Raw genomic sequence first — 24,629 nt, 5'->3', positions numbered from 1 at the left:
GCGGCGGATCTGGCGCCCTCCGTCGTATCCATGTCCCTTGCTCAAGCACCCGTCCTTGCGACGGGCTGAAACGGCGATCATAGACCATCAAGTGAGGGCTGCGCATGATGGATGGGGCAGGTCATGCTCGAACGGCTGCGAGTCGCTGCTCGATGAATCCTCGAGCTACCGCACCGATCTCTCCCCACCGGTGACGCTCCCGGTAAGCGCGATAGCCGGCACAAGCCATAGACGTGTACCTCTTGGATCGCAGTATGGCCGCTATGCTCTGCGCATATTCGCCAGCCGACGCCGACAACGGCAAAACGACGCCTGTGTCGTCTGATGCAACTATCTCTGAGATTCCCCCCACATCGCTAACCACAGGAACGCATCCGACGGACATCGCCTCGATTGCAGGCATACAGTACACGTCCCCGCGGGTGGGGAAGATAAAGAAATGGGCTCTGCGCAGTGCGCTCTCGAATGTGGCCAATTGCTTTCCATCGAGCTTATTGATCGGACCGAGAACCTTGACGTAACCCTGCGCATTTCCTGGAAGTGGATGATAACTTCCAATTGTGTCTAGCCTGGCGCGGATGCCCATTCTGTTCAGTTCGACTGTAGCTTCCAAAGCGATGTCCAGACCTTTACGCTTGTAGTCGAAGCCTATGAATATCAATTGTGTGACGTCCTTTTCACGGGTCTCGAGGATCGCCGGAATGTCAGCGCTCCGCTCATCACCGGGAATGTTCAATCCGAAGCCTGTGACTTCTTGTTTCGCGGGGTCTGCTCCGTACTCGTTGATTGCTGTCTTCATCGCAAAATGAGAAGCCCACAATGCCCCAATTGCCTTCTCGATCGCGCGTCGCTGAATATGGTGCTCGAAGCGCTTTTGTTCGTCCGACTGCGCAAGCGTTGAACTATAGGAAAGCGAAACAAGGTTCTGATAGGTTGCATCGGTCCAGAAGAAGACAGGGAGGCCTCCCTCATAGAAGCTAATGTCACGATGATTTGGACACACGATTGCGTCTGCTTGTGCGTGGTCCGGATGCACCTCGATTGCCCTGCCGATCTCTTGCAACTTCCTTATTCGTGTTTGAACGGAATCCTGCGACCGCAGCACCCGCGTCAATTTGCTCGTGGCGCGTGATGCGAAGCCCGGGTGCGAGGTCGGAATAATTGGAGAGGCCCGTTGAACATGGCAGCCGGCGCTCCTTAACGCCTCCAGCTTGAAATGATCAATCCCATTGCCATGGATAAAATCTGACACGTCGTAGGAAGCTACGTATAAAATGTTCATTGCAATCAACCAAAGAGGTCGCGAGAGGTGTTTCTCGCCCGAGAATATCCTCGCTCGTACTTGCGTGAGTTCGATGCAAGGAGATCATATGTTTCCGGAAGCTCCATCTTTCCGGCGTCTTACGCGCACATCGCTATAATTTAACCCTCCCCGCATCGGGGGCAATCTCTCACTCGCGGGATATCGCGACATCACCGTTCCATTCACGCCATCGAATCCGCATCGCAGACGAATGTTGGATGGCAGCGCGTGGGTTCATCGGCCTGGGGAGCGACCTCCGCAAAGAAGCCGTGGTTGCGGCCGTGGCAGTGGCGCCCGAGAGACTGCCGGCTGCCATGATCGTCGCGGGCGTGCCCGCGAAGAGAATCGGGGGATCGCCTGGCTTCGGAGAGAGTTAGACCACGTTGGGCGTGGCGTTGTTTGTGCTCCGGTGTCCTGCGGCGGTGATCGACTCTACTAGGCTGGGAGGGCGATGTGGGTTAGCTCCTCACGAACAGCGCATCCGCCTGGAGAGGCAGTCCGTTGTGCGGGCTCCTCAGTTGATGCAATTCCCCGTGGTATGTGAAACCAAGTCCCCTGAGCTGATCATAGATCTGCGCGAACAGTGGCTGGCCTTCGTATAATGAGGTAAAGCTCACCTCGGTGATGATGAATAAGGCTTTCCTTATCGTCTCCTCGCCGCCCCTGATGACCCGATCCTCAAAGCCCTGGACGTCGATCTTGATCAAGATGTTGTCTTCTAATTGGAGGCCCAAATCATCAAGCCTGCGAACCTCGACCGCTCTGGCTTCCATTTTCGACGTAAAGGGAAACTCGCTCTTGTGCCGGTCGCCCATCGGCAAAACAGACGAGGATTGTGTGAAATGGTTTTCCCGCATCTCGATCTGATCATTGCTCTGACCAAGGGCAATCTGCGAGGCGGTAAACCCCGGGTCTCCACTCATCAGCGTTACAAGTCTGGAATATGGGCTTGGTAGAGGTTCGAATGCGTATATTTGCGCATTAGGAAGAAGTGAGCGGAAATGTTGCGCGGACTCGCCTGCGTGAGCCCCTATGTCGAGGACCGTGTTTATGCCGGCCGTGATTAGCCACTTGAATTCGTCTTCGTTGTCCGGTCTGAACTTTCTGCCTTGAGTTGGTAGCTTCCATCCCAACATTCTTCCCAAAAATCGCTTCATGAAGGCACTATGCACGACGAAGCGACTTGGCGCAAATGTTGCAAAACCCACTCCCTTCCCCCCGCAGGACTGGCGCGCGTTGATCAGACATGGAGAAGAGAGCCGAGATTAACGGGAATTATCAGCAAGAATTTTGAAGACAGCTCCATGGTCCCCCGATACAAATTTGACCACTCGCACGGCGCTATCCACCGATAGAGCTTCGGCGATACGGCGAGATCGGTTACTATTTTGGGAGCGTTGCGATTCATCTGTGTGCCCCGGGGTGCTCGTACAAATCCGGCCAAACTGATCCGCAGCGGGCGCAGTCGAGTAGACGAAAGTTTCAACTGAAAATCTCAATGTAGGTCATTTTGAGAAGATGGAGGCAATCCTATGAGAAACGAAAGCTCTGGTGCGTTATGAAAATATCCGTACTCTTGAGTGGTTTGCTTGACGGAAAATTCGGAAGGGCCCTTCCGGCTAGACTGATGAATCCGCTCTACCGTATTCTAATTAGCGAACTGGCAAAAGAAGGAAAAAGAGAAGCCTGTCCCAGCGAGATATTGGATACGCCGCCCGTTGCTTGCCTCCCAACCAGCCGCCTAAAAGTGGCAACGCTAGTCTCATCAAAAGACGTGGAGATGCTTGTCTGGTGTTTGAAGTCTCTCTTCTACTTTAGTGACCGAGCTTGGGATCTCGTTGTTATCGACGGAGGACTGAATTCAAGCGACGTCTCGATATTGGAGCATCATTTTCCGAATGTTCGAATCTTCTTAGAGCCGGATCTTGTCCGGAGTTTTTCAAGCGAATTAGCAAACTTACCCTGCTTAAGAGAGCTCCGCTTTAATCGAGGATACGCTCCAGCGAAGAAAATTGTCGATGCACCTCGACTTATGGCGGGACACAAGTTTCTACTGCTTGACTCTGACGTCCTTTTTTTCCGTGCTCCCCACGAACTACTTCGATTGCTTGAGAATGAGGATGAAAGGTTCGCTTTCAGCGTGGACCAGTTAGGGATAAATTCGGGAGTTGCTGTCGTTCCCGCGTCTCGGATCAGTTTTGCGGAGCTTGAACGATTGCTTCGATCGATGTCACCCGACAAACTTGCCGGGTGGCAGGTTGAGCAGGACCTTTACGGGTTGCTGTCTGAAAGCTGCTTTGATGAGCTGCCAAGCGTGTACGCTGTGGAGCCGGTGCGAGGCAAGATATACGGCGAATTAGCATGCTGCCACTTCGTGCACGTTTGTCGGCACCGCTTCTACAGCGAGGGCATTCGGCAACTACGTGAATTGGGATTCATCGCTCAGTTGAAAGGAGGATATTCGACGAGAATTTCCGGGAATAGCGGTATCGGCTGAACTCGATGTGTACAAGTGGAGGTAGCGTAGGAGTAACTGGTCAGCATCGTAGCCGTGCGTATATGTCGCCCCAGGTCGCCTCAGGCAAGAAGTCTAGGAAATCGTTAGCACCGACCCACTTCGCAAGATGCATTTCGTGCGTCCTAACAAAGACAAAGTTATATTCGTAGTCGCCGAGTGTCTCCAGTTTGGCTATGCAGCCGGTGGCATCGGCAATCATCTCACGAGCGTACTCAAAGCAGAGTGCGTTGATGTGGCTTGATAGTCCTCCGAACAGCTTTAACTCGCTTCCCTCCACGTCGATTTTTGCGAATTTTGGCGTGCCGTAGTTCTTAATTAGATTGTCGAACGTAGTAGTCTGTACTCGTTCTCTCCGAGACCATTCATCTGCATTATCAAGCCTCGCAAGCCATTCGGTCGATAGTGTTGCCATAGGGTGGAGCGTGTCGTGCTTCCGCATTATGGCACTGCCGTCAGCGTCGCTAACCGCACACTGAACAATGGTTATCCTTTTACCGAACGAACGACGGAGCGTTGCCGCACAGTTGCGCTGAGGCTCGACCGAAAGCACGTTGCATTCCAAATCTAGAAACAATTTTGTATGATCGCCAACGTTGGCTCCAATATCAAAAACGAGATCGCCAGCTGATACGAATTGCGAGTATATTTCGCGCCGTGCCATGTCCTCTGGTGTGCGCCGCTTATTTCGGAGCGCGTTCTGCCGCGCGAAGCGAACTGAATATAGTGGAGTAGCTCTAAAAAGAGATTTTAGTTTTTCGATCGTCATGAATTCGCGCTCCGTGCCGCTTGAGTCACCCTCTGTCGAGTATTGCGGCTAGAAATAGACTTCAATGCGTACACACAAAGCTGAAGTTATCAATCAGTTAGATGGTGTCCACATTTTTTCTGAACATGATGAAGTTTCTTGACGCGCCTCGTTTCTCACAAAAAACTACAGTTGCCTGGCTTCGGCTAGGCGACGAGGACTTGCTAGTTCCTGCTCTGGCCGTTGTTGGATTGCCGCAGGAGGTGTATGCATCGTACGCTAGCTCGACCCATAGTAGCGCGCCCTGCAAGCCGCGTGAGAGGCTGCCACCAAGCAGCCCCTCATTCACGTTCCAAAAGTGCCCAGTTCGCCGCGAGCTTTGTCCCGCGCAGTTTAGTACTACTGGGTCAGTTGCTGGTCAGCCATCAGCTCAACGGTGACTTGAGCTGCGCTGTTGGTGGCGGCGCTGAAGGTCGGGCCACTGTAAGAAGCACCTAGAAGAGTTGCGGGATTCGGAGGAACTCCAATTTTATCCTGTTTTTGCATTCCTGTCACATTGGTAGGTGTTACCGTGCGTTCTCCCGCGACGCGCATGTCAATGCCAGGTCCCCAGAACGCTATTGTCCCCTGAGTACTTAGCACGGGCCAATTGTTCGATTGCGAGAGCCTAAATTGAAGAGCGTCGGTTCCGGAGTGGGGCGTGGTCACATTGAATTTGGCCGAGGTAAGTTTGCCCCACAGGTTCACCCGCGGAGCAGGTGTTGTGCCGCTCGTGGCGGCATATGTGCGCTTTGAATACGAATAGAGGGGCGCGCCCGGGGGGGCGTTGTTCAGATCTAGTGCGTCAATACTACCCGAGCAATTTCTGCAAGTGAATTTCGGTGCCGGGTGTACACGGATGGAAAGCTTGGCGTTGCCTGCAAAAGTAGGGAAACCATTCGACATGTTTGTGTGGACATAAGTAAAGTTCTCATCCTGAGTTACATCAAGCACCTTGAAGATCGGTCCGACCCCAGGTGCACTTGACCACACGAGATTGGTGCCCGGCACCGCCCAACGAGGTGCCCAGAGGCTAACATTGCCTCCAGACTTATAGGCGTTGGTGAAGGACACCTCAGGTAGATCGACGTGAGTCGCGTCAATAATTGTTATTAGTTTATTGCCGCCGTTTGCCTCGTAGGTGCCAGAAATTCCAGAGACAATAACCCGATCGTTTGATGCAAATCCCGCTGTCGACGCAACCGTCAAACGGACCTTTCCTGCTCCATTGTTAGTAGCACCAAGTACTTTCGTTCCGTTGGGAAACGAGATGACGCCCTTGGACATTGCGTAGCTAAGCTGTACCGGGTTGCTTCCGAAGCCGCTTTCGAAAACGCCGGAGGGATTAAAGCTTTGAATGACGCAGTTTGTGCAAACGACTTCATCGGTGCGTCCATATGCGAAGGCGCCCGGTCGAAAATCGGTAATCTTTGTGTCCGATATCACTGCCTTCTTTGGGGTGCCCGTCATTTGGGAAATGACAGTGGAGTTGGACATGGTGAGCAAGTCTGTAGATGAACTCTGAAACTTGAGCTGATTGATGGTCACGCGGTCCATCACCATCGAGGTAATCAGCTTGTCCACCTCCATGTTGCACGCGGACATATCCGTATTGATAGCCTGCCAAAGAACGTTCTGAGTGGGAACGCCGCAATTCGCGCCCGTGAATTTCACGTCGCGATAAGTAATGCTCCGCCCGTTGGAGTAGGTCTGCACCTTGTCCTGCGAGATCGTGAGGCCGCGGTATTCCACCTGCGTGTCCCAAGACGGGTCAAGCGCATATAGGGTGGCGGGTCCCCCTGCATCCACTTCAAACTGGCTTCCCGAATTGTAGCTCGGCCAAGTGGATTTGTAGGTATTTTTGAGGGGAGCTCCGAAAGTAACTGTGCCTGACGTGGGATCGATTGACGTGACCTTGGCGTATTCAAACCAGTGCGGGTTGGTCGGATAGCCATACGGTGTCTGCCAGACTCCCTGCAGATCGAATCCAGTAATGAGCGCATAGTTCCCTACGGTAAACAGGGACGCTTGGCTGGGGGTCAGCAGTTGGACTTTGGAAGATCCGGCCGAGACAGTGGCAAGGCGCGCGCTATGCCTGTTGTCCTGATATTGCCCTCTTCCTCCAAGGAAAAAGGCGGGCACATCGGACCCGTTATTCGTCAATGTTGCCCCATAGCCAACGACCAAAAGATTCTTGATCCCCTTTGCCCACCACAGGGCTTGGCTGCTCTTGAACGCACAAACGCTCCCGCTCGGGATCGTGAGCTGAACCATCGCCGTCTGCGTCACGGCCCATTTGTTGAAGGCGGCGAAGGCGGGGGCTGCATCGGTCTTGCCGTCGCAGATCGCGCGGAAATCCTTCACGATGTCCTTGCTGACCACGAGCTGGGGCGTCGTGCTCGGCGGGCTGGTCGTGCCGGTGCTCGGGCCTGGTGCGGGGGCCGCGATCGTCGTCGTGGCCAACGGCGCGGATGACGGGCTCAGGGTCTGGGCCTGTGCCGCAGACGCCATGAGCGCGCTCAGCACCATCACTCCGTTGCGGACTTGAACCAAAGTTCTTCGCATGGCTGCCTCTATCGTCCTATCTCTTGCAGGAAGGAATGCGGTTGCGTTGCTTTCCGGGACAGAGCCTAGGAACCGTGCACTCGATTCGGGTTAATTCGCCAAACGCAGTTTGAGGCAAAGTTCCGACGGCGCGAACTAGGTTGACGATCCGCAAATCAGGGCCGCCGATGTGAGGACTTCTTCAACCAGTCACGGCGCTCGTCAGGACTGCCGGCGGCTGCGGACGCTGGCTACCTCCCCTTTACCTTAATATTTTCCGGCGAGGCCACGCGATGCCCTTAGCTGTATCGGTCGCCAAGAACTCGAGCCGAGGCCGTCACTGGCCCGCATTTGCCGGACCGGCTCAGGCAGACTTCTTCAGCAGGTCGTCAAAATAGTCGATCGTCTTGCGAATGCCGTCGCGGAGCTGGATGCGCGGCTCCCAGTCCAGGATCTCCTTCGCCTTGGTGATGTTCGGCTTGCGCTGCTTCGGGTCGTCCTGCGGCAGCGGGCGTTTGTCGATCTTCGAGCGCGAATTGGTCAGCTCGATGACGACCTTCGCGAGCTCGAGGATGCTGAACTCCACGGGATTGCCGATATTGATCGGGCCGGTGATGTCGTCGGGGCTGTTCATCAGCTTCATCAGGCCGTCGACGAGGTCGTCGACATAGCAGAACGACCTGGTCTGGTCGCCTTCGCCGTAGATGGTGATGTCCTGGCCTTGCAGCGCCTGAACGATGAAGTTGGACACGACCCGCCCATCGTTCGGATGCATTCCGGGCCCGTAGGTATTGAAGATACGGGCGACCTTGATCCTGAGATTGTGCTGCCGGCGGTAGTCAAAGAACAGGGTCTCGGCGCAGCGCTTGCCTTCGTCGTAGCAGGAGCGGATGCCGATCGGGTTGACGTTACCCCAATATTCTTCGGGCTGGGGATGAACGGTCGGATCACCATAGACTTCCGAGGTGGAGGCCTGAAGGACCTTCGCCTTCACGCGCTTGGCCAGCCCGAGCACGTTGATGGCGCCGTTGACGCTCACCTTAGTCGTCTGCACCGGATCGAATTGATAGTGGATGGGCGAGGCCGGGCAGGCCAGATTGTAGATCTCGTCCACCTCGACATAGAGCGGGAAGCAGATGTCGTGCCGCATCAGCTCGAAGCGGGGATTGTCGAGCAGGGGGATGATGTTCTGCTTTGAGCCGGTATAGAAATTGTCGACGCACAGCACTTCGTGACCGCGCTCGAGCAGGCGGCTGCACAGGTGCGAGCCGATGAACCCGGCTCCGCCGGTCACGAGAATACGGGGCTTCATACAGCATTACCTTCCAGAAGAGACGGGGTCGTCATGAGGCAAGGACCTAGGATGCGATCTTTCGCTGAGCCGAGGTCAGAATGTCCATGCCTTTCTGGCGGACCTGCTCGGTATCGGCCGTTGCTTCCTGCCCGGCATATTGGTTGGTCATCACGATCTTCAAGGTGAGCAGCGCGATGTGGATGTCAACACGGAGGCTTGCGTTGCGCACGTACCAGGTGTCGAACGCCTCTTTTTCGTCCTTGCTGACCAGCTTGCCGCCGTTGACCTGCGCCCAGCCGGTCAGTCCGGGTCGAACCGACAGACGGTCGGTGAGGTTCCCGGGCTGGTCTTCCGGCAGCAGCGGGCGTGGGCCGATCAGCGACATGTCTCCGAGCAGCACGTTCAGCAATTGGGGCAACTCGTCGAGTCGTGTGGCGCGCAAGAAGCGCCCGATCGCCGAAGGCTCGCGGCTCACTTCCACCCGCTCACCATCCGCATCAAAGGGCGCGCGCAAAGTTCTGAACTTGTAGATCAGGAACGGGCGACCCTTCCAGCCGAGCCGCTCCTGCCAGAACAGAACTGGAGCGCCGACGTCGAGCAGGACCAGAACGCCTGCGATCAGGGCGAGCGGCGAAAGAATGACCATCAGTGCGAGCGCGCCCAGAACGTCGATCCAGCGCTTCAGCCAGAAATAGGCGGAGAGCGGTCGCTGCACGGGCTCGCTGGCGATTGCAAGCTCAGGCGCCCTGGATTCGGTGATGCCGATCAGACGTGGCAGATACTGGAGCGAGATCCCTCGCTCCTGACAGACGCGCTCGATCTCCAGGCTGGTCGCTTCCCCGAGCTGAGTCGCCTCGCCAGCCACCACGACCCGGTCGACATTGATGCCGTGAATTGCGAATTCCGTGACGATCGCTTCGAGCTCGTGCGGCATCCCCATCACCTGGACGTCTGCCACTGCGCGTCCCACCATCTTGGGATTTTGATCGAGCACGGCGATGACGGGATTGCTGGGGGGCGCATAGGCGCGCAACATCTGGATGAAGTGGAAAGCAAAGCGGGACGCGCCGATGACGATGACTCGTTCTCGTCTGGCCTGGTGATCATGTGAGCTGTCCGGCAGGATGATACGGAACAACAGCCGGCCGCCGATCAGTCCCGCACCGAGCAACGCGGCGTGGATCAGAGGCATCGAGCGCGGAATGCCGTCCATGCGCGTGAGCGAGAACAGAACGCCGCAAGTCATCAATTCCGTGAACAGCACCGCCTCGAGGATGGAGAGGAATTCCTGGACGGAGAAATTGCGCAGCAAGCCGTCCTGGATGCGGAGGGCGAAGAAGCTCAGCAGCGCAAATCCGGATGCGAACAAGCAGTAGTAGACTGCGACCGCCCAATCACTGTGGAATGGTGCAGCGCCGTCCCGGACGAACAGGGCGAGGGGCGGTGAGGCGGTCGCCCAAACCAAGTCCCACGACGAAACGATGATCCTGCTTCGCGATCTTGAGCTGGGGGAGGGAACGATCATGTGAAATTCTCGACATTATATTGCGATTTAAATCGCAAGACTGACAAACTTTAAATTTTTGCCGCTCTGTGGCATATTCGCAACAGTTCTCCCCCGGCGTTAGGTAACGAAGTATTAAGGTCTGACCGCCGCGCGAGCAACTTAAATCTCTAAGATCATTTGTTAACTCTAACGTGACGCTAGGTTTACAGCGTGCGGCTTTTTTGCAGTGATATTCGAAGCAAGTTTTACGCCAAATGGCGCTGCCGATGGCCCGCCCGCCGCGGGACCCGAATACATGTTGAATTTAATAAAGCTCGAATCCAATAAATAGCAGTTGACCCCCGCAGCGATTTAGAGTTCCGTAACCATGTATTGCACTGCGTGGTGACTTGTATGTGGACTAGCCGCATTTTTTCAGTTTTGGCTTTGGTTTTATTGAGTGGTCCTGCAGCCGCGGGGTCCTACGGCGACACCTATTGGGGTGGAATCAACACCCAGAATGTCTCCAACAAGGACGTCATCGGCTCGAGCAGCACGTTCAACATTTCCTACGTCGATGTGTCGCGGACCAACGGCGGGAATACGCTGAAAATTGTCATCCACACCGGCTATGCGGGCGCGCCCGGAACCTCTGCGGCGTTGGGAACGACGTACGGCTCCCTGTTCTTCACAAGTGTCGCGAACTATTCGCCGATCGGCGCATCCTCCGGCGGCCGTTACGCAAGCGACACTTATCAGCCCAATGACTGGACATGGGCCTTCGTCACCTCGCCAACGCCCGGTGCTGGCGGTCTTTACCAGATCGGTGCCGTGCAACAGGAGGTCGAATACAAGAACACGGACGTCGCCAAGTACTACAAGACGTTGGACGGAAAGATCATCATGTCCAACATCAACGGCAACCCGGTTACGGCGCCCAATTCCGGCAGCAATGGTTCCTATTTCCGACAGGGGCAGGCGGTGCAGTTCGCGCCCGATGCTGGGGAAAAGGCGCTGTACGGTGGAAGCTGGTCAGTCGTGAAGGGCTCGACGATCACCTACTACATCAACGATCAGCACACGCTCGGCGACACGTTCGCCATGTCCTGGGCGATGACCTGTGCGAACGACGTCTTCCAGCGCGTGGTCAGCGTACCGGGCCCCGTCGTCGGCGCCGGTTTACCGGGGCTGCTTGTCGTTGCGGGGTTCGGTGGTCTGCTGCTGCGCCGCCGACGCTCACGGGCCTCGCTTGCCCAGTGATCGCAGCGGCGGATCCCAGTTGATCCCAAGCCGCAGCGACGTCTTGAGTTGAGGTAGTCTTCTTCAGCCTGGATCGAGGTCTCCCGAGGAGTGAGGCAGCTGATCGAGAAGCTGCACCAATCCAGGCTACACAACCACACTGTTCATTGGAAATTTGGAGCTGATCGCGTCTGCCGTGCTCAGGTGCAGATCCGCTCATGAAGGCCACGCCGTTTCGCCCAGCGCGTCTAACAGCTGCGCGGCGAATTAGCCTGCCCCAGACACCACGAGGTCTTGTCGGATCCTTCCCTGCCTGGGGATCTCAAGCAAACCGGCGGGTGCGCCGGTTGAGCAGCCATCCGAACAGACATGCGGCGAAAGCAAAACCGGCGCCGCCTGCGCCGACCGTCGGTCCCGGAACCGGGCTGACCGCAGGGTTTGGAGCTTCGTCTTTTTCTTTGTCTTCGGCCTTGATTTTCTCTATCCCCCAGGCCTCGTCGCGTATCCCTTGAAATCCCGCATGGCCGCCACTAGCGCTCGTGTAGCCGAAGGTCAGTGTGTTCGATCCTGCAGCGAGCGGAAGGCTTGCGAAGCTGATGGCCTCCTTCCCCCCTTGCCAGCCTATACCAGTGCCGTTCCCGGTCAGATTGGTGAAAGTCGCGCCAAATGGATTGTAGTAGATGTTGGCCTGCGAGCCGCTGTTACTGCCTCCGCCGAGATTGAAGGTCCCGGAAAAAACCAGCGCGTTGTTCAACTTCAGCGAGAAGACGTCTTCGTAGAAGTTCTGGCCATCCAGGCTCGCGTAACCGTCGATGACGAACGACAAGGCGGCTGCCACGGGTGACGAGTTGAACACCACCGAGTAGGTCTGGTTGGTGGCAATGGGTCCCGTTGGTGCTGCGGCCGAGTAAATCAGGCCCGCTTCTGCGCTTTGAGCCAGCAAGACGGAAAGAGCTGCACCGCCGATAAGAGCCTTAACATTCATTGACAATTCGCCATTTAATTTCGATTAAGTTTTTCTTTAAATCGAAAGGTATGTCAATAGTTCATTTTGGGACAGCGACGCTCTCGAGAGCCTCGGATCGAAGCGAGCTCCGTCTCAGGAAACGCGAGCGACTCCAGATTGAGTCCAGCGTTCTGGGCTCAGCACGAGAAATACTGAGACGTCTGCTCAGCAGAGATTTCCGACCCGGCATGTTCCTCGTGTGAAAATGGGCTTTCCCATCCCATGCCGGGATAGACGCGTAGGAGCGGGCGCGCCGGCCGGCATTGCTTGACCAGATCAGGTCTGCAACGTCCGATTCAAAGCTGTGGCCATTGAGTGGCCACAGCTTTGATTGCTCTCGTCAGGGCGACGTCGTCGTGGGCGTGGTTACGATCGTGCTAGCAGAGCCGTTGATCAGGTTTCTAAGAGTATAGCCCTGCGTGGCCGTCGACATCGGGGCTTGAACGGCCGAGTTCAAACTACGGATGAAGCCCACAAACTTATCGACTTCGACCGAGGCCGAATTCGTGACGTACAGGATGTCCTTGTTACGCATCTCGAACTTCGACGCCATGAAGAAGCTGGAGGGATCCCGGAAATTGATGTTGTAAATGACCGGTACGATCGGCCCGGGATATTGCGCGCAATCGACGCCCATGGCGCTAGCAACTTCGCATGGCTCGCCGCGATAGAGGAAAACTGAGGCCGGATTGGATTGGTTGTCCACCAGACCACCAGCTTTCGATACGGCTTCTGCCAAGGACAGCCGCCACGCCCCAAACGGAACCTGCTGCTGCCGGCCGAGCGCGCCGAAGGCCAGGAAGGTCTGCGGCTCCCGATACAGGAAAAGCGTATCGTTGGGATGCACATAGACGTTATTGGCCGGCTCGTAGATCAGAGCACCAAGCGGAGCAGTCGCGCGGCTGCCGCGACGCTCGAGCATGATCCACATTTCGGAAGCGGGTCCTTGGGTACCCCCGGCACGGGCGATATAGTCGAGAACGCGCTCTGGCGTGGCCGTGATCGGCACACGGCCCGGGCGCCCAACCTCACCCACCATCGTGACCAGCGAGGTTTGTTGGTCGATTGTCGAGACGACGACTTGCGGGTCGATCGCGCGGTTCTGGAGCGCTTCCACGATCGCCCGCTGCACCTCTTCCTTGGTTCTTCCCAATGCCTTGATATTGCCAGCGTAGGGGATCGAGATGTTTCCGCTCGTGTCGACAGCTTGGGTTGGAATCGTGATGAAATTGCCCGGGCGCACGCCCGCTTCTGCGGGAATGAAGAGCCCGCCGGTGCTGGCTTCGAAGATGGTCACGGAAACCGTATCGCCAATCCCGAAGCGAAGATCGCTCGGACGCTTCTGCCCGGCGAATCGCGTCAGTCGAGGGGCGGACGACGCCAAGACGGCGACCACTTGCGGTGTGACTTTGACGAAGGCGTGCGGAAGGCTGTCGGGATGAACGTAGGACGCGTCCCTCACCGCGATTTCGGACGGGCCGGAAGCCGGCAGGAGCGCGCATCCGCCTAGAGCCGGAACGAGCAACAAGGTGGCCGCAAATGCCGCTAATCTCAATTTCCCTAATCCCCAATAGGGTCCAATCTGCAGGGATGAATAGCATGCAAACATTGGAAGAAACGGTTAACCTATCTTGCTGACAGGCATGAATTGCTGGTTGTGGCATTTCTGCCACGCCGGTTCTGACGCAGGGCGACGACCGCACGGATGGTATTTCGGCGACTGCTAACAATCGCGACGATTTGCATTTTTGCTGCTTGTCCCGCCGCGCCTCAAATGTTGGTCGCCGATGGCGAATGGACCGAGGCCTTCTCAGGCGTTCGCTACCTCTCCGAGAAAGTGGCAGCCGGGCCGCAAGGAGGAGGTTTCGTTCACTTTGTCCGAATCGACCTCTCGATGCCTGGAATCGAGCTGTTCGTGACTCAGCTGGATCCGGATGCCGTCCAATTCGGTTGGGAGTACCGGCTGGCATATGTATCGAGCGTCGTTCGAGAACAGCACCTTGCGCTGGCCGTCAACGCCAGCCTGTTCACATCGAAATCGCTTGGTCCGCTGCAACTGGCCGGTGATTTGGCGCGAAGCGTGGAGACATTGGTCGCGGAGCATATCGTCAACCACCTCTGGGAACACACCTATCTTCTCGCCTTCGACGACAAGCTGGTCCCCTGGTTTACGCTCTCGAAGCCTCCGCGGGCGGTCGATCTTGCGCGGGCGCGGTGGGCGGTCGGCGGACAGGCGGTCGACCTGCGCGAAGGACGCGTAAGGACCGGGAGCGCCATGCCGGACGCCCGGACCGCCGTGGCACTTGATCAAAGCAGCCGGCACCTGTTCCTTGCCGTCGCCGAGAACATGTCGCCCCGCTTGTTGCTGACCAAATTATCAGAGCGAGGCGGTTGGACGGGTATGATGCTCGATGGCGGCTATTCCAGCACACTGGCGGTGGGGCCTGGCGCCAGGGGGCTTCGAGCTGGCACCATGGTCGGAGGTTGGCGTCCCGTGGCCACCGTTTTGGGAGTCCGCGCACGGCCAGCGAATCCTAAGCCCCACCCCAACTAGCGTCGCTATCGCGAGTGTGACTGCCGGAGCACACTCGGGGTGGAAAAGACTTTGTAACCCGGTGCAAGTAGAAGCTTGTGCTATCCAAGAGAGCCGGCCAGTAGTGCTCGGCGAACCGTTCGTGCATTCGCAAGTCAGGAGGCTCCTGTGAGAAGCGCCATTTGTCTGCTAGCAGTCCTTGCAATTCCCGCCCTGGCCTTCTCCGCCGGATCCGTCGCCGCTGCGGACGCTCCGGTCCCGACCCGATCGGTGGTTCGGGAGTGCGGTGAAAATGGCTGCCGCCATGAGGAACGCGTCTATCTCCGGGTTCGCTACCCCAAGTGCCGGGTTCGCGATGCCTGCTCGCTCTATGGAGCCTACGGGCCGTACGGTGGAGCCCCATATTGGGGTGCATATACCGGATGGGGTCATTATCAGGTCTGGTAGACGAAACGCGTTGCTAAGCGCCTACGCGTTACGGTTGACGTTCACGCTTGGCGCCAACCGGGTGGTGGCCGCCGGCGTCCACCGGCCTCGCTCTAAAGCATGATCCGGAAAAGTGCGAAGCTGCCTTCCGGACGGCGCGATGACGCTTCACCCAATCTCATCTCACATCAGGCTTGGAATCTTGCCAAACGTTCCTTGAACTGTTCGACTCTGATCGGGTTGTCACCATAGAGGCCTTGGGCCTTCTCCTCGACATATTCGAGAAGCTTCTTGCGAACCAGCGCTGGAACCTGCTGATTGCCGAGTATTCGGGCGATCGTGCTGGTCGACAGGCCTGAGTTCTTGTGCTGTCCGCTCAGGATGGACCAAGTCGTGCTCCGGCTGAGCCCGAGGGCTGCCGCCTGCTGATCGAGGCTTTCAAATCCTGCGATCCGAAGAGCTCCCATGATTTCACGAATCTTGGCCCATTGACGTTCGCGCCCTGGACTGCACAGGGGGACATCTCTGGCTGCGGCTAGCGAATAATCGCGGGAGTTCGGCATTCTCAAAATATTCAATTAATTGTTGCGAGAGGCAACTCGGATGAAATTTTTCCGTTACCAGGTAACGTTACCGGAGCGACAATCGAGAAATATGACCTTGGTTCCACGTGCTGACGGGTTCCCTTCAAGGGATATCTGCGCCACCCCGATTTTAAAAGGGTGACACGTCGTTTGTGTGAACTGCGTGGTGTCAGGTTCGAACGATATTCTGTGAGCAAGCTGGATGTCACGACGTGACCCAGCCGTACACCGCTTCGTGACTTTGCGCTGAAGCAAGAAGCGTGGAGATTGCGAGCCTGATTCGGATCATTGTGATCGGGGCCTTGAAACCCAATCCAGCCACCTTTGTTGGTTCACCTAGAGGAACATCGCGAGTGTCGCGACAAGTGCAGTCTCCTCGATCATCGGCTGTCAAGTCTGAAACCTCATGATTGAATTTGCGTTGGGTACGATCTTTGGCGCCGCGTCTGGCTACGCAGCGCGGGCTTGGTTATCCGCACGCCGTCGTCGTGCTGCGCGCGCCGCGCGCATTGCTAAGAGTGCCGGCATTGCGGGGAGCGGCCAGCGTCATTTTGTCCCCTTCAAGTCTGAGGGCGTGCCCAGCAAGACGGATGACGAAGCGAGTTCGATGATCGTCAGGCTCCAGCCCGGCCCGAGCGAGGCGGGACGAGTTCAGGCCAAGGAATTCCGCGTTCGTGGCGACTCAGCGGCTGGGATTTGACGCGCCAAGACTTCCGATTGACCCGTGACTCCTGCAAAGATACTCTATGTTTGAGGCTGGAAACTCTGGCTGATAATTCTGGTTAATCGCTGCGCGGCGCGCGGAAACCCATCCATTGATATGAAGGTTTTAATTGCTCCTGACTGGAGGGCGGGCAATCCGTATCAGGATTTATTGGCCCAAGCCCTGGAGCGGCAATCGGTTTCGGTCGATTTTCTGCAGGATTACAAACGTGTATTTCCGCTCGCTCGCTCCGTGAGAGGCAGTTCTGCAAATATATTCCATCTCCATTGGCCAGAGGCCTTCTATTCCCGCGCCAAAGCCCGGCTGGACTGGTATCGGCACGCGCGTTTCCCGGCGGACCTCGAGCTGGCCTGTCAGAACAAGATTCTAGCCTATACCGCGCACAACTTGCTGCCGCACAGTCGGCACACCCGGCTTTTTCAGCTTTCTGCAAAAGTCAACGTGCGCTACGTCGTGCGGCGCGCGGGCATCATCTTCGCGCATTCTGCGGCAGCAAAATCGCGGCTCGTTGCCGAGCTGGGTGCTCAGGAGTCGAAGGTCCGCGTCATTCCGCACGGAGATTTATCCGGGACTTTGGGCACGCCGATTCCGCGGAACGAAGCCATCCGGGCTCTCGACATTGGCTCGGCGCCTTTCGCTTTGATGTTCGGCGCAGTGGACCAATACAAGTCCTATGAAGAGATCATCCGATGGTGGAAGCAGAGCAATCAGCCACTTCGCCTGGCGATCGCCGGAAAGCCGCGCACGCCCGCTTATGGACAGCATTTGTTAGAGCTGATCGGCGGCGCTCCAAACATCATCCCTGCATTTGAATGGCTCTCGGAGGAGCAGCTGAGGCTCTGGCTCAGCGCAGCCTCGCTCGTCATTTTCAACTATCGCGAAATCCTCACCTCAGGAGCGGCGTGCTTGGCGCGCTCGTACGGGATTCCCATCGTTTTGCCGCAGCGGCTGACGTCGGTCGATCTTGGCGAGTCCTCGCCCTATGTAGTGCGATTCTCAACCCCCGAAACCGATCTTGGTCAGCAACTCGAATTGGCGCTCGGGTTGAAGCCCGATTTCGAGGCTGCTGCCGATTGGCGCGAGGCTTGTAGCTGGGATCGCGTGGCGCGGCTCACTGCCGAAGCATATGCTGACGCTTTGCGAGGCGGAACGTCGCATGCCAAGTGACGGGGCGGTTGGGCAGCCGCGGCGTCGATCGTGGCGCGATACCGACGCGTTAGCGTTAAGGAGAGCCGACGCGATGCGCAACTCGCTATTGCGATGTACACTCCGTGAGGTCCATCGCGGCGCGTGACATGAGCAAGATATTCTTCATAAATCGATTTTTCTTCCCCGACCACTCCGCGACCAGCCAAATTCTCAGCGATCTCGCCTGGCACCTGACGGGCAGGGGGCTTGTCGTCCACGTCATTACGAGTGGGCAGGCGTACGACAACCCCGGTGCCCGTCTTCGCTCCGAGGAGGTCATCCACGGCGTGCGCGTGCATCGCGTCGCCTCGACCGGCTTTGGCAGGGCAGGCCTGCTTGGCCGTTTGCTCGACTATCTCTCCTTCTACTGGTCGGCGCTCGCGATGCTCTGGAGGCTAGTCGAAGCCGGGGACGTCGTCGTGGTGAAGACCGACCCTCCACTCCTGTCCGTGCCTGCTGCCCTGGTCGCGAAAGCAAAGCGCGCGTTGCTCGTCAACTGGTTGCAGGACGTCTATCCGGAAGTCGCGATCGAGCTCGGGGTGCCATTTCTGCGCGGCCCGATAGGTTGGCTGATCGCGAAATGTCGCGACCTTTCGTTGCGTTCTGCTGCCGCGAACGTCGTGCTCGGCGAGCGGATGCGGGCGCTGCTCGTGTCCAAGAACGTTCAACTTGAAAGGGTCTATTGCATTCCGAACTGGTGCGACGATTCCGAGATCACCGAGGTGGCGAACTCGGACAATCCTTTGAAATCGGAGTGGAAGCTCGAGGACAAGTTCGTCGTCGGCTATTCCGGCAATCTCGGCCGTGCCCACGATTACCAGACCATGCTTGCGGCGGCGGAGCTGCTGCGTGACCAACCTGAAATTGTCTTCCTGATGATCGGCGGGGGACACCAGGTCAAGGATCTCGCGCGAGAGGTCGAGCTCAGAGGGCTCGCCGGCGCCTTCTGTTTCAAACCGTACCAACCGCGGGAGCAATTAAAGCAATCATTATGCTTGCCGGACGTCCATTGGTTGTCGCTCGAGCCCCGCCTGGAGGGCTTGATCGTTCCGAGCAAGTTCTACGGCATCGCGGCGGCAGCGCGGCCGACCATCGCGGTGGGCGATTTGAAGGGCGAGATTGCGGGACTTGTTCGCCAATACGCGTGTGGAATCGCCATTGCCAAAGGAGACGGGCGCGGAATGGCGGACGCTATTATTTCGCTATATTCAAACGCTGAACAGCGCCGTTTGATGGGGCGGAACGCACGCAAGATGATCGACGAGCACGCCGGGCGCCGACGGTCGCTGGACGCCTGGGAATCGCTGCTGGCTCGACTCTCTCTTCCGCGTTGACGCCGTCGTCTCGTCGGATGGCGTGTCCAGCAGTTATCTCCAGTCCAAGAGTGGAATTTTGCAGTCGCTCTCTATTTAAATAACATATTGAAAATGCACAATATTTTTTAAATTTTCAATTTCGAGTCGAGTTTGTCCAAAAAATGGATGTTGACGCAGCGCCACATTAAGGGTTTGTTACCCATGGAAGTAGTAATTTTACGGAGGGCTTTCCACGATGTTTAAGAAGTTTTTGCCTCTCGCTGCAGCGGCAAGTATCGCAATCCTCGCCAGCACAGCAGCCAATGCATCGAGCATTCAAGCGTATTATAGCTTCAATGGCGGTGCGATTACCGCGTTGACCGATGCCGACGGCAACGCAGCAGATCAGAGCTTCTCGTTCTTCGGCGCAATTGCGGGAACGACTTTCAACTTCAATTTGGTCAGCGGCTTTAGTCAAGGCGCTACCCCCGATCTGCTTTTTGCTCAAACGAGCAATACCCATTCGGGTACCCTCGCAGACACGATCAAGATTTATCTGGTTGCCACCGGGCTGACCCCGGGTGGGAGCCAGACGTTTACAAGTCAGCTTTCGTCCAACTTTTTCAATCCGGTTGGTCAGTCTCTGACTGAGAGGACTTATCTTGGTACACCCTTTGCGCCAGGCACGCTCCTTGCGTCGGCTGTTCTGGGCTCGCTAGCCGTTGTTTCTCAGACGCAGGCCGCCTCACCCGGCGATCTTTACTCCCTGACGGCCGAGTTCGAGATTACGAGCTCTGTCGCCGGCGGAAATTCGGGCGGTCAGATCAATGTCAGCGCCGTTCCGGGTCCGATCGTCGGCGCCGGTCTGCCCGGTCTGATCGCGGCTTGCGGTGGTCTTCTTGCCCTCGCCCGCCGTCGGCGGAAGCAAGCCATCTAATACAGACTGCTTTAAAGTCTGGAAGCCCTTCAAGGCCGCGGAGCGAAAGCTTCGCGGCCTTTGTTTTATCGTACATGCTTCGTCACTTCAGCACGCGTGAACGACTCGGGCTTGGCCGCGGCACGCGCGGCGAACGCTGTCAGCGATTGTCGGGAGCTGCCAAGGGGGGGGCGGTCAGCATTGTCCTGCTTAAATCCGCATGCAGGATCGGCCGCTCAACGGCGCGGTAAATCTCCGCGGCCGAGCGACCTCACCTTGGCAATTGGAATGGATTTAAATCGTTGGCCTGTAACGTCAGGCCGCCTGCCGCCCGAATGAGTTCGGGCGGGATAAACGAGGGCGCGAAGGGGCTACGCCGACCGACCCGGCGCCGAGGTCCCTTGCGCCCGCCGCCGGCTCGCAATCCAGCCGATCATCAGGCCACCTACGACCATCGAAGGGAGAGCTGGGTTGCCGAGCGGCACGGCAGAGATGTTCTCGGTCGAGATGATGGCTGCGGGAAGGAAGTTATTGGCTGCCAGCCAATTGCCGTTTGGATCTCCAGCTGTGAAGGCAAACGATCCGGTTTGCGCCGCATTGAATTGCCAGCTGTTCAGCGCTCCGAAATCAGCAATCGCAACGAGAAAATAACTGCCGGTGCCGATCGACCAGTTGAGGTTATTTAGCAGAACCGGCTGAGCGCTGTCTGCAGCCAGGCTCGTTTGGTGCAGGAACGACCCGTCCGGAATGCCGGATCCATTGTCTTCCATGATACCGAGGGTAAACGTCGTAAGGCCTGCTCCCGGCTGGGGGCCGATAAACGCCTCAATGCCGTTGACCTGGGTTGAGGTCGCCGTGAAAAATCTGAGCCCGATTGATTGGGTGTCAGATGAAGATCCCACATTCACAACGCTCCATCCTGGGCCGGCTCCATAGGTAGCTCCGCCAATCGTGTCGAGAAGGACAGTTGCGTGGCTGGCGCTGGTGCCGACCAGAAAAATCGCAGTTGCCGCTGCCAGGATCGTTTTCATTTGCAAAGCGCCTTTGATGAATATTTTCGCGATTGAGACCTTTTCCATCATGATTCATGCCGTGCTGATTCGCCATGAATTAATCGAATTCGCATAAGCGATGCGTCGTCTGACCACAGGGCTTTGCACGTCCAGGTGGCACGCGAGGCCATAGCAAGCACACCTCTCGCCCGAAAGCTGTGCGACGGGGCGCCGCAAAGTGGACCCTGACGGTGAGCGCGCCACACGTGTCAGAGCGGGATAGACGCCTCAGGCCTGAGAATATACGCTGTTGGCCCATTTAAAGCGTGATGAAATATGAGCGTGACCGGCATAGGGGCATGATTTTTCCCTTTGGAAAGTTGAGGCGCGAAAATCCAAAGCGCGGGGACGGCGGCGAATATCCGGGTGTTGCAGGACTTGGTCTCAAGGCTCCGAGCAAACGGTCGAACCCGCCGGATCTGCGTTGGCTCATGCAGCAGAAGAGGCGTCAGTTTGCCTCGCCGTATCGTGGGGCTAGCCCGACGATGGAAGATCGCAAGATTGTTTTCGGACAATCACGGGGCGTAATGACACGCGGGCACATCCGGGAGGAATGGCTCCTCATCGGCGGGGCTATCGCCGTCGTGGCCGTTCTCATCGGTTTCGTTGCCTCGGTCCTCCATTTCGCAGGAGGGCCCCCATGGCCCACTCAACTGGTCATTTCGGTCCAAACCCCGCCGTCCGCTTCGCCATTCGAGGGGGTATTCCTGGCCGGCAATCAGAGTGGGTTGTTCACGATCAATAACCTTTCGGTGGGCTGCAGGGTCATTTCGCTTCGGACGAAACGGTTCAGTCCGACGAATGACCCGACGACCTCGCTGATGTTTCCTTCCCGCGGACCGGCCGCCCTGGTGCGGCCAGCTTCGGCAAATGCTTTCACCTGCCCATTCCATGAATACATTGCTTCGGTTTCAGGCACTGTTTCGTTGGCTGATGCAACCGAGGCTCAGATCATGCTGGTCGCAAAATATGATGCGCCCCGGTGGTGGCCGTACAATCCGGAAGTCTCAGTGCTGTTTGCGCTCGACGTCAGGAGTTCGCCTCCACGATGGGTGATGAAGTGACGTACGCCGGATCCGCGAGATCGGGCCATGCCTCGCGTAACCGTCTTGGCGGCGTAGGGCTCAATGAATCAGGGGCAAAACAACGCAGGTTCGGTCGGTCAGAACCCAAGGCGGACACCGTAACCAGCCTGGTGTCGTCCCACGCAACGCCGCTGCGTGCACGAACGCGCGCTTCCTGAGCGCAGGTTCTCCGGATAGGGGCGTTTGGGAGCTGTTATCTGTTGATATCGTCCTTGCCGAGCCGGACTGGCACCGCCCAGCGGAGTTTAAGTTATTGAAGCCCTTCGTTCGTCACGCCAACGCAGCCCCGGTGCGCCACTTTAGGGCCATTGCGAATTGGGCTGAAGCAGTCTAGGTACGGCGATTATGAATCCCTTGGATCAGGCCTTTCACTTGGATCATCAATTGATGATCCAACAACGGACCCGGCGAGCCCGCTCGGTCGTGGTATCGGTCGCCGGTTTGTTCGTGGCCGGAGCGATCGGTACGTGTGTGGCCAGTAGCTACGACGAGCCGCTTCAATCGGCGGCGCCGGCGAGGCCGCCGGCGGCGGCGCCAGATCACCCTGCCCCCCTGAGCCTCATGAGTCTTCAGCTGAAGGAGGCCAATGAGACCGACGAACTCAAGCAGCAGATTGCCGTCCAGCGCGCCGACATGCAGCGGCTATCGGACCAATTGTCTGCACTGATCTCCCGAATGGAGGTCTTGGAAGGATCACTGGAAGCGCGGGCCCAGCAATCGTCAAGCATCTCGGCCTCTGTAGTCCCTTTGAGTTCGGAGAGCCCCGCTCCAACTTCCGGCCGTCCCTCGGCAACTGCAAGGTCGCTCAAGAAGCGAACGCCACAACGCGCACAGATGGGCCCGATATCGGTTGGCGGAGCCCCATTGACGACCGCATCGGCCATTCCGCGGCAGTGATAGTCTGACGGGGCCAAGTTTGCCCCGGTCTTGCATCAGGTGGAGAAGCCCATGAGGAGCTTCTTCTGCGCTGCTCTGCCTGCCCGAAGCCGCCACTTGCTGGCTTTTCCGCATTGTTGCATATCGAATAGGAGCCAGGTGAGCCCGAATCGGACGATGCAATCATGAGTCCGGCAGAGCTACTTCCGAACGATCCGAATGCGAAGGATGCGACGTCAACGGAAGTCCAGTTTGCGCTTGTGATCGCGCGCATCCTCGAAACTGTGAAGAACGACCCCGAATACATGCGGCAGGTCGTCTACGATCTCGCTCGCCATAAGCTTCAGGAGCAGTTTACCCACGCAGATGCGGGCGACGTCCGCCGCTTGCAAGATGCCCTGGAAGCCGCGATCAATGGCGTAGAGCAATTCTCCCGGCAAGGTATCGGTGCTCCCGGTCTACCACCCCCGCAACTTACGAGCGCCCCCGATCTCGGCGAGTCTCCGAGGCTGGAGAGTGCGCCTTTGCCGGGCCCCCGGCAAATGGTACTCCACGAGCGGGGCGCTCATGTCCCTTCCTTTAGATGGGTCACGAAGCGTGAACTGATTGTGCTGCTCGCGTTGGCGACAGCAGGACTGCTTTTCCACGAACGAGATCACCTGGCCGGTCTGATCTCCACTTCCACCAAGCCGATCGAATCCGTCTCGACGGAAACAAGTCCTGCCGCGACGGTTTCGATTCCGATCCCGCCGGCGGCTCCGCCGATAGCTCCTGTCGAGGACCCGAAACCTACGCGCGCCCTGCCAACGGAGTATGGCGTCTATGCCCTTGATGAAGATCGTCCGGTCGTCAAGCTGCAACTTCTGCCTGGAAAAGCGCCCGACATCAGGATCGCTGTTTCGCCGGCCTTCAAGGTGCCGGATCAGCCAGCTCTGCCTACGGGACGCGTCAAGTTCATCGTGTTTCGACGCGAAGCCGTGAACAACATTCCGGACAATGCCGAGGTTCGAGTCGTCGCCAAGATTGCGCGTGAGTTCTCACCTGCGGCAGCCGGCAAGAGGTTGAACGAGGATGACGACGTTTGGGTGATTCGTAACTTCTCCTACACATTTCAGGTGAGCCCCGTCGCGGGCTCTCCGGAAATGTACGAGCTCCGGAGTGAGGATCCGGAGTTGGATCTTCCGGCGGGCAACTATGTGCTCGTCTTGAAGACGCAAACCTATTTCTTCCGGGTTGGTGGAGAGGTTGTCGATCCAAGGCAGTGCATCGAGCGGGTGGTCGCCAGCAACGGCACGTTCTATGCCCCGTGCAGACCAGGGCGCGGCGCAGGAAGGTGATTTTCCGCTGAGCCCCATTTGCAAGCCGCCTGCGACCAGTGATAAACGCCGTGCTTCGCCTTATGCTGAGCCTTTCGCGTCCGGCCCGCCTCCATGAAGCTCGAAAAGCCAAGCGATCGTGGAACGGACGTCGCGCGGAGTGGTTTACATTTTGCGTAACCACATGAAGAGAAGCGATCATGTTGCGTTTAATGTCGCTCTGCGGCGCGATTGTGCTCTTCGGGTCGATCGCCAAGGCCGAGAATTGCCAGCTGTTAGGCGCCGGCAAAGTCATCTGCGACAATGGAGTTGCAGCGCAGCGCTATGGCCAGACCACTTATTGGAACAACGGGACGATATCCGAGCAGTACGGGACGACGACATGCGGATTCCGACGAAGTCGCCCAGGCGTACCGATATGAAGTCGCCCGTGGATTCCGAGAGGATGTCGCCCACCTTT

At 57.5% G+C, this 24,629-nt stretch carries 20 protein-coding genes; 10 read left to right on the top strand and 10 right to left on the bottom strand.

Features of this window, described 5'->3' with window-relative positions:
• Window positions 1-121 precede the first annotated feature (121 nt).
• The gene (locus AC3WLX_RS28210) at window positions 122-1,282 is read right to left on the bottom strand and encodes a glycosyltransferase family 4 protein (protein ID WP_492338443.1); all 1,161 of its coding nucleotides are present in this window, start codon (window positions 1,280-1,282) and stop codon (window positions 122-124) included.
• A gap of 479 nt (window positions 1,283-1,761) precedes the next feature.
• On the bottom strand, window positions 1,762-2,511 hold the full coding sequence (locus AC3WLX_RS28205; protein ID WP_492338442.1) for an FkbM family methyltransferase: 750 nt from the start codon (window positions 2,509-2,511) through the stop codon (window positions 1,762-1,764).
• A gap of 419 nt (window positions 2,512-2,930) precedes the next feature.
• Between AC3WLX_RS28205 and AC3WLX_RS28200 the strand changes: the two genes are divergently transcribed.
• Window positions 2,931-3,800, top strand: a complete 870-nt coding sequence (locus AC3WLX_RS28200) for a glycosyltransferase family protein (protein ID WP_492338441.1) — start codon at window positions 2,931-2,933, stop codon at window positions 3,798-3,800.
• Between the two features lie 40 nt (window positions 3,801-3,840).
• Here AC3WLX_RS28200 and AC3WLX_RS28195 read toward each other — a convergent pair whose 3' ends face one another.
• Complete coding sequence (locus AC3WLX_RS28195; protein ID WP_492338440.1) at window positions 3,841-4,587, bottom strand: FkbM family methyltransferase; 747 nt, start codon at window positions 4,585-4,587, stop codon at window positions 3,841-3,843.
• A gap of 378 nt (window positions 4,588-4,965) precedes the next feature.
• A complete protein-coding gene (locus AC3WLX_RS28190) occupies window positions 4,966-6,987 on the bottom strand; it encodes a hypothetical protein (protein WP_492338439.1) in 2,022 nt (673 codons plus the stop codon).
• Between AC3WLX_RS28190 and AC3WLX_RS28185 the strand changes: the two genes are divergently transcribed.
• Window positions 6,971-7,153 (top strand): hypothetical protein, encoded by a 183-nt coding sequence (locus AC3WLX_RS28185; protein ID WP_492338438.1) that lies wholly within the window; start codon window positions 6,971-6,973, stop codon window positions 7,151-7,153. The two genes, AC3WLX_RS28190 and AC3WLX_RS28185, sit on opposite strands and share 17 nt — an antisense overlap.
• Before the next feature lie 360 nt (window positions 7,154-7,513).
• Here the strand turns inward: AC3WLX_RS28185 and AC3WLX_RS28180 are convergent, their stop codons facing one another.
• Both AC3WLX_RS28180 and AC3WLX_RS28175 read right to left on the bottom strand, forming a co-directional pair.
• Window positions 7,514-8,461 (bottom strand): UDP-glucuronic acid decarboxylase family protein, encoded by a 948-nt coding sequence (locus AC3WLX_RS28180; protein ID WP_492338437.1) that lies wholly within the window; start codon window positions 8,459-8,461, stop codon window positions 7,514-7,516.
• 46 nt (window positions 8,462-8,507) lie between these two features.
• Complete coding sequence (locus AC3WLX_RS28175; protein ID WP_492338436.1) at window positions 8,508-9,812, bottom strand: sugar transferase; 1,305 nt, start codon at window positions 9,810-9,812, stop codon at window positions 8,508-8,510.
• Window positions 9,813-10,343: 531 nt separating this feature from the next.
• Here AC3WLX_RS28175 and AC3WLX_RS28170 point away from each other — a divergent pair.
• Entirely contained in the window at window positions 10,344-11,189 is an 846-nt protein-coding gene (locus tag AC3WLX_RS28170; RefSeq protein WP_492338435.1) for a hypothetical protein, read from the top strand.
• A gap of 301 nt (window positions 11,190-11,490) precedes the next feature.
• On the opposite strand, the gene AC3WLX_RS28165 is transcribed toward AC3WLX_RS28170, so the two are convergent.
• Window positions 11,491-12,153, bottom strand: a complete 663-nt coding sequence (locus AC3WLX_RS28165) for a hypothetical protein (RefSeq protein ID WP_492338434.1) — start codon at window positions 12,151-12,153, stop codon at window positions 11,491-11,493.
• 361 nt (window positions 12,154-12,514) lie between these two features.
• Window positions 12,515-13,729 (bottom strand): polysaccharide biosynthesis/export family protein, encoded by a 1,215-nt coding sequence (locus tag AC3WLX_RS28160; RefSeq protein WP_291617806.1) that lies wholly within the window; start codon window positions 13,727-13,729, stop codon window positions 12,515-12,517.
• 219 nt (window positions 13,730-13,948) lie between these two features.
• Here AC3WLX_RS28160 and AC3WLX_RS28155 point away from each other — a divergent pair, with 219 nt between their 5' ends.
• Window positions 13,949-14,728: a phosphodiester glycosidase family protein gene (locus AC3WLX_RS28155; protein ID WP_492338433.1), complete on the top strand. Its 780-nt coding sequence runs from the start codon at window positions 13,949-13,951 to the stop codon at window positions 14,726-14,728.
• A gap of 593 nt (window positions 14,729-15,321) precedes the next feature.
• Here the strand turns inward: AC3WLX_RS28155 and AC3WLX_RS28150 are convergent.
• Window positions 15,322-15,696, bottom strand: a complete 375-nt coding sequence (locus AC3WLX_RS28150; protein WP_291617808.1) for a hypothetical protein — start codon at window positions 15,694-15,696, stop codon at window positions 15,322-15,324.
• Between the two features lie 427 nt (window positions 15,697-16,123).
• Between AC3WLX_RS28150 and AC3WLX_RS28145 the strand changes: the two genes are divergently transcribed.
• The 4 genes from AC3WLX_RS28145 to AC3WLX_RS28130 all read left to right on the top strand — a co-directional run bounded on the left by AC3WLX_RS28145 (window position 16,124) and on the right by AC3WLX_RS28130 (window position 19,861).
• Window positions 16,124-16,417, top strand: a complete 294-nt coding sequence (locus AC3WLX_RS28145) for a hypothetical protein (RefSeq protein ID WP_492338432.1) — start codon at window positions 16,124-16,126, stop codon at window positions 16,415-16,417.
• Window positions 16,418-16,537: 120 nt separating this feature from the next.
• The gene (locus AC3WLX_RS28140) at window positions 16,538-17,608 is read left to right on the top strand and encodes a glycosyltransferase (protein ID WP_492338431.1); all 1,071 of its coding nucleotides are present in this window, start codon (window positions 16,538-16,540) and stop codon (window positions 17,606-17,608) included.
• 128 nt (window positions 17,609-17,736) lie between these two features.
• Window positions 17,737-18,963: a glycosyltransferase family 4 protein gene (locus tag AC3WLX_RS28135; RefSeq protein ID WP_492338430.1), complete on the top strand. Its 1,227-nt coding sequence runs from the start codon at window positions 17,737-17,739 to the stop codon at window positions 18,961-18,963.
• Window positions 18,964-19,180: 217 nt separating this feature from the next.
• Window positions 19,181-19,861 carry a hypothetical protein gene (locus AC3WLX_RS28130; RefSeq protein ID WP_492338429.1) on the top strand — a complete coding sequence of 227 codons (681 nt, stop codon included), beginning with the start codon at window positions 19,181-19,183 and terminating at the stop codon, window positions 19,859-19,861.
• A gap of 350 nt (window positions 19,862-20,211) precedes the next feature.
• On the opposite strand, the gene AC3WLX_RS28125 is transcribed toward AC3WLX_RS28130, so the two are convergent.
• A complete protein-coding gene (locus AC3WLX_RS28125; RefSeq protein ID WP_492338428.1) occupies window positions 20,212-20,922 on the bottom strand; it encodes a hypothetical protein in 711 nt (236 codons plus the stop codon).
• A 269-nt stretch (window positions 20,923-21,191) separates the two neighbouring features.
• On the opposite strand from AC3WLX_RS28125, the gene AC3WLX_RS28120 reads away from it, so the two are divergent.
• Window positions 21,192-21,956 carry a hypothetical protein gene (locus AC3WLX_RS28120; protein WP_492338427.1) on the top strand — a complete coding sequence of 255 codons (765 nt, stop codon included), beginning with the start codon at window positions 21,192-21,194 and terminating at the stop codon, window positions 21,954-21,956.
• A 1,082-nt stretch (window positions 21,957-23,038) separates the two neighbouring features.
• Window positions 23,039-24,190 carry a hypothetical protein gene (locus AC3WLX_RS28115; RefSeq protein WP_492338426.1) on the top strand — a complete coding sequence of 384 codons (1,152 nt, stop codon included), beginning with the start codon at window positions 23,039-23,041 and terminating at the stop codon, window positions 24,188-24,190.
• The last annotated feature ends 439 nt before the right edge of the window (window positions 24,191-24,629 follow it).

This window comes from Bradyrhizobium sp. FW305-F6 (genome assembly GCF_058782905.1).
The sequence above is the reverse complement of the archived record's forward strand: the minus strand, read 5'-3'. Positions and strand labels throughout refer to the sequence as shown.